Source organism: Mesorhizobium sp. M7A.F.Ca.US.014.04.1.1, assembly GCF_003998745.1.
Taxonomy (GTDB): domain Bacteria; phylum Pseudomonadota; class Alphaproteobacteria; order Rhizobiales; family Rhizobiaceae; genus Mesorhizobium; species Mesorhizobium ciceri.
The window spans coordinates 1-9,479 of the sequence record NZ_RZRW01000205.1 but is presented as its reverse complement, the minus strand read 5'-3'; the positions used below and the strand labels follow the sequence as shown (position 1 = coordinate 9,479).

At 64.2% G+C, this 9,479-nt stretch carries 9 protein-coding genes; 3 read left to right on the top strand and 6 right to left on the bottom strand.

Going from position 1 to position 9,479, the window contains the following annotated elements:
* Positions 1-37: 37 nt before the first annotated feature.
* Entirely contained in the window at positions 38-1,540 is a 1,503-nt protein-coding gene (gene hisS / locus EOA22_RS15615) for a histidine--tRNA ligase (protein ID WP_027160986.1), read from the bottom strand.
* 247 nt (positions 1,541-1,787) lie between these two features.
* On the opposite strand from hisS, the gene EOA22_RS15610 reads away from it, so the two are divergent.
* A complete protein-coding gene (locus tag EOA22_RS15610) occupies positions 1,788-2,039 on the top strand; it encodes a hypothetical protein (RefSeq protein ID WP_024502332.1) in 252 nt (83 codons plus the stop codon).
* Positions 2,040-2,041: 2 nt separating this feature from the next.
* On the opposite strand, the gene EOA22_RS15605 is transcribed toward EOA22_RS15610, so the two are convergent.
* Positions 2,042-2,680, bottom strand: a complete 639-nt coding sequence (locus EOA22_RS15605; RefSeq protein ID WP_013530355.1) for a DNA-3-methyladenine glycosylase I — start codon at positions 2,678-2,680, stop codon at positions 2,042-2,044.
* A 213-nt stretch (positions 2,681-2,893) separates the two neighbouring features.
* Here EOA22_RS15605 and EOA22_RS15600 point away from each other — a divergent pair, with 213 nt between their 5' ends.
* Both EOA22_RS15600 and EOA22_RS15595 read left to right on the top strand, forming a co-directional pair.
* Positions 2,894-3,631 carry a L,D-transpeptidase gene (locus EOA22_RS15600; protein ID WP_032808011.1) on the top strand — a complete coding sequence of 246 codons (738 nt, stop codon included), beginning with the start codon at positions 2,894-2,896 and terminating at the stop codon, positions 3,629-3,631.
* A 260-nt stretch (positions 3,632-3,891) separates the two neighbouring features.
* Complete coding sequence (locus tag EOA22_RS15595) at positions 3,892-4,812, top strand: bifunctional 5,10-methylenetetrahydrofolate dehydrogenase/5,10-methenyltetrahydrofolate cyclohydrolase (RefSeq protein ID WP_027160988.1); 921 nt, start codon at positions 3,892-3,894, stop codon at positions 4,810-4,812.
* A gap of 12 nt (positions 4,813-4,824) precedes the next feature.
* On the opposite strand, the gene glcF is transcribed toward EOA22_RS15595, so the two are convergent.
* The 4 genes from glcF to EOA22_RS15570 form a co-directional block, all read right to left on the bottom strand.
* Entirely contained in the window at positions 4,825-6,150 is a 1,326-nt protein-coding gene (gene glcF, locus EOA22_RS15590) for a glycolate oxidase subunit GlcF (RefSeq protein ID WP_063170130.1), read from the bottom strand.
* Between the two features lie 10 nt (positions 6,151-6,160).
* Positions 6,161-7,366 carry an FAD-binding protein gene (locus EOA22_RS15585; RefSeq protein WP_024502329.1) on the bottom strand — a complete coding sequence of 402 codons (1,206 nt, stop codon included), beginning with the start codon at positions 7,364-7,366 and terminating at the stop codon, positions 6,161-6,163.
* A gap of 223 nt (positions 7,367-7,589) precedes the next feature.
* Complete coding sequence (locus EOA22_RS15575; RefSeq protein ID WP_013530350.1) at positions 7,590-9,086, bottom strand: FAD-linked oxidase C-terminal domain-containing protein; 1,497 nt, start codon at positions 9,084-9,086, stop codon at positions 7,590-7,592.
* Between the two features lie 128 nt (positions 9,087-9,214).
* Positions 9,215-9,479, bottom strand: a 265-nt coding sequence (locus EOA22_RS15570; protein WP_127390068.1) for a DUF3422 family protein, incomplete at its 5' end; no start/stop codon positions are given.

Here is a 9,479-nt window from a genome sequence, read left to right as displayed (position 1 = left end):
ACCCTCTGGTCCCAAACCAGAGGCGCCAACGCGGCCTCTACTTGCCACGCGCCCTCTCCTCAGCCTGCGCCGCCAATATCTTCCTCACCTCGACGACCAGCTCGCCCTCCGCCACAGTCACCTGTGCCGGGCGCGCCGCGCGCCATTCGGCGTTGTCTGATATTTCGGCCGACATGCGCGCGCCTTCGATCAGGTCCTTGATCTGCAGCTCGCCCTTGGCGCGCTCGTCGCCGCCCTGGATGATGGCGACCGGACAGCCGCGACGGTCGGCATATTTGAGCTGCGCCTTCATGCCGGCGCCGCCGAGATACATTTCGGAACGGATGCCGGCGGCGCGCAGCTCCGCCACCATCTTCTGGTAGCGGCCGAGGCTGTCGGTGTCCTTGTCCATCACCAGCACGACGACCGGCGCAATCACGTCCGAGGCATCAAGCTTGCCGAGGTTCTTCAGCGCGGTCATCAGCCTGGAGACGCCGATGGAAAAACCGGTTGCCGGCACCGGCTCGCCACGGAAGCGCGAGACGAGGCCATCATAGCGCCCGCCGCCACCGACCGAACCGAAGCGCACGATCTGGCCGTCTTCGTTGGGGATTTCGGCCAGAAGCTCGGCTTCGAAGACAGGGCCGGTGTAGTATTCGAGGCCGCGCACGACCGAGCGGTCCATGGCAATCCGGTCTTCGTCATATCCGGCCGCCCTGACCAGCGCTTCAATCGTGGCGAGTTCGCCGACGCCTTCCTGGTAGATCGCGTTCGAACTGACCATGGAATCCTGGCCGGCCTGTATAGTCCTCGCAGTCGCGAGAAGAACCGCCTCGGCTTGCCCGTTGTTCAACCCGGCGCCCTTGGCGAAGTCGCCTTCGCCCTCCTTGCCGCCGTCCCAGCGGCCCGGGCCAAGCAAAAGCTTCACGCCTTCCGGCCCGAGCTTGTCGAGCTTGTCGATCGCACGCAGCACCGTCAGCCGGCGGCCGGCATTCTCCTCGCCGCCAAGGCCGATCGCCTCCAGCACGCCATCCAGCACCTTGCGGTTGTTGACGCGGATGACGTAGTCGCCGCGCTTGATGCCCAGCGCTTCCATGACGTCGGCCATCATCATGGCCATTTCGGCGTCGGCGGCCACACCCGGCGTGCCGATCGTGTCGGCATCGAACTGCATGAACTGGCGGAAGCGGCCGGGGCCGGGCTTCTCGTTGCGGAACACCCAGCCTGAGCGATAGCTGCGGTAAGGTTTTGGCAGCCGCTCGTAATTCTCGGCGACATAACGCGCCGTCGGCGCGGTCAGGTCGTAGCGCAGCGACAGCCACTGGTCGTCGTCATCCTGGAAGGAGAACACGCCTTCGTTCGGCCGGTCCTGGTCGGGGAGGAATTTTCCGAGCGCATCGGTGTATTCGATCAGCGGCTGGTCTGCCGGTTCGAAGCCGTAAAGCTCATAGACCGAGCGGATCGTCGCCATCATCTTCTCGACGGCGCGGATGTCCTCGGCGCTGCGGTCGGCAAAGCCGCGCGGCAGTCGCGCTTTCGTCTTTTCCGATTTATCGGCCATGGGGTGTTTGCTCGGCGTTTTATGATGCTTGCAGGTCGGCAATGTTGCGATTTTCGCAACGCGGGTGTCCTAACCGAAGAGGTCGGATGCGGCAAGGGTCAGACCTCTGGCGCTGCCGATGAGAGAAGGCGACGCCGCACCTCCTTGAAACCAATCCGGACCGCAAATGAAACAATCCCGCCATGCGTGCGGCATCGTGCCGACACAATCGCCGCCGATAAAGCGCGGGAATGAGGGGTTCGCGGCCATGACCAGCACAGCAAGATTCCATGCCATCGACAGCGATGCCGGATTGTCCGCACGCTTGCGCCCGGCCGACATCAACGTCCCGAAAATGGTCAGCCAGGCTGCCGGACCGTTCGAAGTACCCGCCGACACCGGCAAGGGACCATCCATGCGCGACGCGTTGATGACCGGCCTGCTGGTGATCTATCCGACCCTGGCCACGGTGGTGGCGATCGTCGCCGGCCTGGTGCTGGCCAGCGCCAACGGCACCTGAGCCTATTTCGGCCGCCTGAAAGCCTTCCGCTGCTTCTCGACCTCTTGGCGGCAGGCGCAGCCCTCGAGGTGGTCGTTGACCAGGCCCATGGCCTGCATGAAGGCGTAGACCGTGGTCGGGCCGACAAAGCTCCAGCCGCGCTTCTTCAGCTCCTTCGAGATCCGCACCGAGACGGCCGTTGTCGGGTTCGCGCGCAGATGGGCGAGGTCGACGATTTGCGGCCGCTCGTCCTTGCCGGGTTCGAACTTCCAGAACCAGGCGGCCAGTGAGCCGAATTCGTCCACCATTTCGCGGGCGCGCCTGGCGTTGTTGATGGTCGAGACGATCTTGCCGCGATGGCGGATGATGCCGGCATTGCCGAGCAGGCGCTCGACATCCTTGTCGGTGAAGCTTGCTACCTTGTCGAATTCGAAATTGGCGAAGGCTTCGCGAAAATTCTCCCGCTTGCGCAGTATGGTCAGCCACGACAGGCCCGACTGAAAGCCTTCCAGGCAGATCTTTTCGAACAGCCTGCGGTCGTCGGCCACAGGCCGGCCCCATTCATGATCGTGATAGTGCAGATAGTCGGGCAGATTGCCGTGCCAGAAGCAGCGCGCGACACCGTCGGGGCCGGCGAGCAGGCCGGTGTGTTCCTTGTCCATAGGCCAAAATCCGTTCGTTAACGCGCTTTGCGCGGCATTTACTGCGGCTTTACCAGATTCGTGAACCCGGCGGTAACCACACCAAAAGGTTTACTGACAAAGCCGCATTTTACGCATTCCGATTCATGTTTCGGTTGCTGCTTGCGCGCCAATGATCGCCGAACCGGGAGGACGTTTCCACCCGTTTGTATCAGACGATCAAGGTGCGTTACGATGAAGACAGTGTTGTTTCCCGTGCTCGGCGCCGTGGCTGTGTTTGCCGCCGGCGTCACACCCTCAACCGCCGGCGACCGCTATGCCGACAGGCCGCCGGTGATGGTGAGCCCCGACCTTTCCGCACCCTGGGTGCTGCAGCTTGGCCATGCGCCCGGCATCGTGCGCCAGAACCGGCAGGTGGTGCAGCAGCAGCGACGCCTGCGCCCGGCGCAGCCCGACCGGGTGCAGACGGCGGCGGTGCAGCCGCCGGCCAAGCGCATGGTCGCGCGTCCCCAGATCAACCCGATCTACCTGCCGCAGGAAGTCGACTATGACGGAGGCCAGAAGCCGGGCACGATCGTCATCGACACCACGCAGAATTTCCTCTTCCTGGTCGAGAAGAACGGCAAGGCAAGGCGCTATGGCGTCGGCACCGGCAAGCCGGGCTTCGAATGGTCGGGTACGCACAAGATCACCAACAAGCGCGAGTGGCCGGACTGGCGCCCGCCGGCGCAGATGATCAAGCGCGAAGCCGCCAAGGGCCGCTATTTGCCGACCTATCTTGCCGGCGGCATGGAGAACCCGCTTGGTGCCCGTGCGCTCTACCTCGGCACCACCGAATACCGCATCCATGGCACCAACCAGCCGTGGACGATCGGCGGCGCGGTGTCGTCGGGCTGCATCCGCATGCGCAACGAGGACGTCGTCGATCTCTATGAGCGGGTCAATGTCGGAACCACGGTCGAGGTGATATAATAGTCCTTGCGAATCACCTGGCCGGCAAAGCAGTCCGCGTTTCGAGGCCAGTTTAGGGATACGGGGGACGGGCCGTATGGGGATGCGGCCGGTCAGGAAGGGCAGCACGGGAAACCGCGCTGCCCTTTCCGTTTTGAGCAGAAATCGAGGGCAAAAGGCCACCCACGCGTCGCGCAACGGGCATAGCGGTTCGCTTTCATGCTGCCCTTTGCCGCATTCTTTTGCTATCTCGGTGGCAAGTTCCACAAAAGAGTTCACCCATGCCTCTGTCCGAAGACAGCCGTTATCTCAAGGGCGGCCCGGTCGCCCAGCGCATCATCGCCGCCGTTGCCGAGGACGCAGCGATCGCCAAAGCCGAGGGTTTTCCGCCCAAGCTGATCTCGATCACCGTCGGCGACACCGATGCGGTGGACGTCTATGTGCGCAACCAGCGCGCCAAGGCTGAGCTCGCCGGCATCGATTTCGAGGAACGGCGCTTTCCCGCCACCATCACAGCAGGCGAGTTGGAAGCTGCGATCCACGGCCTGAATGCCGATCCGCGCGTTACCGGCATCATCATCCAGCGGCCCGTGCCAGCGCATATCCCCATCAAGACGCTGCAAGCGGCGGTGCATCCGCTGAAGGATGTCGAAGGCATGCATCCGGCCTCGATCGGCAACATCGTCTACAACCAGCTCGATCTCGCGCCTTGCACGGCGGCCGCCTCGGTCGAGCTGCTGAAGGAGACCGGCCTCGACCTCAAGGGACTGGAAGTCGTCATCGTCGGCCATTCGGAAATCGTCGGCAAGCCGATCGCCTTCCTGTTGATGAGCGAAGGCGCGACGGTGACGGTCTGCCACCACATGACGCGATCGGTCGCCGCCCATGCAAGGCGCGCCGATGCGCTGTTCGTTGCCGTCGGCAAGCCGCGGCTGATCAAGGCCGACATGGTCAAGCCGGGCGCTGCCGTCATCGACATCGGCATCAATTCCGAAATCGCCCCCGACGGCTCCAGCCGCATCGTCGGCGACGTCGACACTGAAAGCGTGCGCGAGGTCGCCTCCTGGATCACCCCGGTGCCGGGCGGCGTCGGCCCGATCACGGTCGCCATCCTGCTGCGCAACACCATGGTCGCGCTCAGCCGCCAGCGCGCGCTTTATGAGGCGACCTACGGTACGGCCGACAGGCTTGCGGCGGAGTAAGGACAGGGCGACCTATTCCGCAGCGATCAGGCTTTCTTCCAGAACACCTTCCGGCTTCGGCCCACCATAGGCCCAGTCGAGCAGCTTTATCGTGTGCACCACCGGCATCTTCGCGGCGGAAGCGATTTGCGTGATGCAGCCTATGTTGCCGGTGGCGACGATCGAGGCCCCCGTCGCCTCGATGTTTTTCACCTTGCGGTCGCGCAGTTTGGCCGAGATCTCGGGCTGCAGGATGTTGTAGGTGCCGGCAGAGCCGCAGCAGAGATGCCCTTCGCGCGGCTCGCGCACGATGAAGCCGGCCTTGGCCAGCAGTTCTTTCGGCTGGCGGGTGATCTTCTGGCCGTGCTGCATCGAGCAGGCCGAGTGATAGGCAACGACAGTGCCCGGCTTGCGAACCGGTTCGGGCAGGTCGAGGGTCGAGAGATATTCGGTAACGTCCTTGGCCAGTGCCGAGACGCGTGCGGCCTTGTCGGCATAGGCCGGGTCGAGCCGCAGCATGAAACCGTAGTCCTTGATCGTCGTGCCGCAGCCCGAGGCGGTGATGACGATGGCATCGAGCCCGCCCTGGTCGAGGGCGCGTGTCCAGGCGTCGACATTCTGCCTCGCCGAGGCAAGCGCGGCCTGTTCGCGCCCCATATGATGGACCAGCGCACCACAACAGCCTTCGCCCGGCGGCACCAAGACCTCGACGCCGAGCCGCGTCAGCAGCGAAATCGTCGCCTCGTTGATGGCGGGATCGAGCACCGATTGCGCGCAGCCGGTGAGGATGGCGACACGACCTCTTTTGGTCCCCTGCCCGACATGGATGCCCGGCGAGCCTATCGGCGAAGCTGCCGGGATCGACGCCGGCGCAAGCTTGAGCATCGCACTGAGCGGCTTCAGCGCCGGAACCTTGTCGAACAAGCCTATGAACGGCTTGCCCAGCTTCGCCAGCTTGAGCGCGGCGCGAAAGCGCTGGGGATAGGGCAGTACGAAGGCCAGCATGGCGCGGGTCAGGCGGTCGAGCAGTGGCCGCTTGTAGGTCTCCTGGATATGGGCGCGGGCATGGTCGACCAGATGCATGTAGTTGACGCCCGACGGGCAGGTGCTCATGCAGGCAAGGCACGACAGGCAGCGATCGATATGGGTGACGATCTGCTTGTCGGCCGGACGGCCTTTTTCCAGCATGTCCTTGATCAGGTAGATGCGCCCGCGCGGTGAATCGAGCTCGTTGCCGAGTGTCACATAGGTCGGGCACGTCGCGGTGCAGAAGCCGCAATGCACGCATTTGCGCAGGATCTTTTCCGATTCCGCGACATGCGGATCGGCAAGCTGGGCAAGCGAAAAATTGGTCTGCATCGCTGATGTCCTAGGCCATGCGGCCGGGATTGAAGATATTCTTGGGGTCGAATTCCTGTTTCAGGCGGACCGATAGTGCAGCAAGAGCGGGCGGCTGCGGCTCGAACACCGGTAGAGCGGCGCGATGCGAGGGTGCGGCGCGCACCAGCGTCGCATGGCCGCCGCCATGTTTCCTCAACAGCCCGCGCAGCAGAGCGGCTTCCGGATCGCCCTGTTCCATGCGCAGCCAAACCAGTCCGCCCTGCCAGTCATAAAAGGCGCTGACGGCGGCCTGCATGCGCAGCGTCAGGACCATCTGGTGGCTCTGAGAAGGCGTCATCGAGATGCGCCAGACCGGCTTCTCGCTGCCGTCGGCGAAAGGCCTGCAATCGCGAACGTCGCGCCAGATCAGCCGTGAAACCTCGCCGCCAATCTCCTCCAGCGGGCCGGCATTGCCGAGCAGCGTTTTCAGCGCGGCGATGCGGTAGGCGACCGACGGGCCGAAACCCTCGACGCGCAGCAGCGTGGCAGCCTCGCTGCCGAGACTGCCGCTGGCGACGCGCGCGGCGATCCGCTCCGGCAGGTGGGCGGCACTCGACACTTCAGCACTCGAGCCAAGCGCCAGGGCCATGGCGGCGGCCGCGGCATCGTCGAGCAGGCTACGGATGGCGAGCGTGACTTCGGTCTCGGCTGCCGGCAGCACCTTGAAGGTGACGTCGGTGAAGACGGCCAGCGTGCCCCAGCTGTTGGCCATCAGCTTCGACATGTCATAGCCGGTGACGTTCTTGACCACGCGACCGCCCGACTTGAAGGCCTCGCCACGACCGGACACCACATTGATGCCCAGGACATGGTCGCGCGCGGCCCCCGCCTTGAGCCGGCGCGGACCGGAGAGGTTAGCGCCGAGCACACCGCCGATCGTACCTTTGCCCGGTTCGCCACCAAGCAGCGGGCCGTAATCCATCGGCTCGAAAGCGAGCTGCTGGCCGTTTTCCGCCAGCAGTTTTTCGATCTCGGCCAACGGTGTGCCTGCCTTGGCCGACAGCACCAGTTCAGCCGGTTCATAGAGCGTGACGTCAGATAATTTCGACAGGTCGAGCGTGTGTTCGGTTTGCAGCGGCCGGCCGATGCCACGCTTGGAGCCATGGCCAAGGAGTTCGAGCGGCGCCTCTTCCGCCACGGCCCAGGCTATGGTGGAGAGGACTTCGGATGGGGTGGTCGGGGTGAAGGTGGTCATGAAGAGACCGCGCCAGATGCGAGTTCGGATATGCCGAGTTCCCTGGCGCCCCCCTCTGTCCTGCCGGACATCTCCCCCTCAAGGGGGGAGATCAGATGTCGCATATGGCTTCGCCAATCTTCAATGATGACGGAAGGGCGAGGCGCGCAAGCTGCCAATCTCCCCCCTTGAGGGGGAGATGTCCGGCAGGACAGAGGGGGGTGTTCACGCGCCGTCATCACCCTCAAAACCTCGGAATGTCCGGAAACGCCACCTGCCCGCGGTGCACATGCATCCGCCCAAGCTCGGCGCATCGCCGCAGCTGCGGAAATACTTTTCCCGGGTTGAGCAGATGGTTGGGATCGAAGGCACATTTGACGCGCATCTGCTGGTCGAGATCGATCTGGGTGAACATTTCCGGCATCAGGTCGCGTTTTTCCACGCCCACACCGTGTTCGCCGGTCAAGACGCCGCCGACCTTGACGCAGAGCCGCAATATATCGGCGCCGAAACTTTCGGCCTTGTCGAGTTCGCCCGGTACGTTGGCGTCGTAGAGGATCAGCGGATGCAGATTGCCGTCACCGGCATGAAAGACATTGGCGACGCCGAGACCGTATTTTTCCGACAGCTCGCGCATGCCGGCGAGCACGCGCGGCAGCTCCTTGCGCGGGATGGTGCCGTCCATGCAGTAGTAGTCGGGCGAGATGCGGCCGACGGCCGGAAACGCCGCCTTGCGGCCGGCCCAGAAGCTCAGCCGTTCCTGTTCGGACTGCGAAATGCGGCAGGTGGTCGAGCCGTTCTTGTAGGCGATCGCCTCGACCAGCCCGATCAGATGATCGACCTCGACGCCCGGCCCGTCGAGCTCGACGATCAGCAGCGCCTCGACATCGAGGGGATAGCCGGCATGAACGAAATCTTCCGCCGCATGGATCGCCGGCCGGTCCATCATCTCCATGCCGCCCGGGATGATGCCGGCGCCGATGATGTCGGCAACGCACTGGCCGCCCTGCTCGCTGGTCGGGAAGCCGATCAGCAGTGCACGTGCCGTCTCCGGCTTCTTCAGGATGCGCACGGTGACCTCGGTGACGACGCCGAGCAGCCCTTCGGACCCGGTCATGACGCCGAGCAGGTCGTAGCCTTCCGCATCGAGGTGACTGCCGCCCAGCCGCACCACCTCGCCATTCATCAGCACCATCTCGATGCCGAGCACATTGTTGGCTGTGAGGCCGTATTTCAGGCAGTGCACGCCGCCGGAATTCTCCGCGACATTGCCGCCGATCGAGCAGGCGATCTGGGAGGATGGATCGGGGGCGTAGTAAAAGCCCTCCTGCTCGACGGCGGTGGTGATGCCGAGATTGGTGACGCCCGGCTGGGCAACGACGACGCGATTGGGAAAATCGATCCCGAGGATACGGTTGAAACGGCTCATGACCAGCAGCACCGCGTCCTCGAGCGGCAGCGCCCCGCCCGACAGCGAGGTGCCGGAGCCGCGCGGCACGACGCGGATGTTGCGGTCGTTGCAGTATTTCAGCACGCGCGAAACCTGCGCCACCGTTTGCGGCAGCACGACGACCAGCGGCAGCTGCCGATAGGCGGTCAAGCCGTCGCTCTCGAAGGCGCGCATGGAATTGGCGGCGTCGACGACGCCCTCACCCGGCACGATGATGCGCATGTCGGCGACGATCTCGTCGCGCCGGCGCATCGTGGCATCGTCTGGTTTCGGCATGGCCAGGCCGGACATCAGCAGCCTCATTTCGCTTGACTGGTCAAAATCTTTTACCAGTGAAGCGCGTTGGGTGCAAATCCTGTAATGGCGGCGAATCCAACTTCAAGGCGGAGACAGGCTTACGCAGCGGCAATCTGCCGCTGCTATTCGCCGGGCGGCTTGCCGGGTTCGGAGTGCATCCGGCGCACGCGGCGCACGCCCCACCAGACCAGCAGGATGGCGACAGGCACCGAAGCAGCGGTAATGATCTCCGGCGCGAAGGCATGGCCGAAGATCGAGGCGCCCTTGGCGACATAGCCGACAAGGCCGACCACATAATAGGAGACGGCGGCGACCGAGAGCCCCTCGACGGTCTGCTGCAGGCGCAATTGCAGGCGGGCCCGGTTGTTCATCAACGCAAGCAGGCCG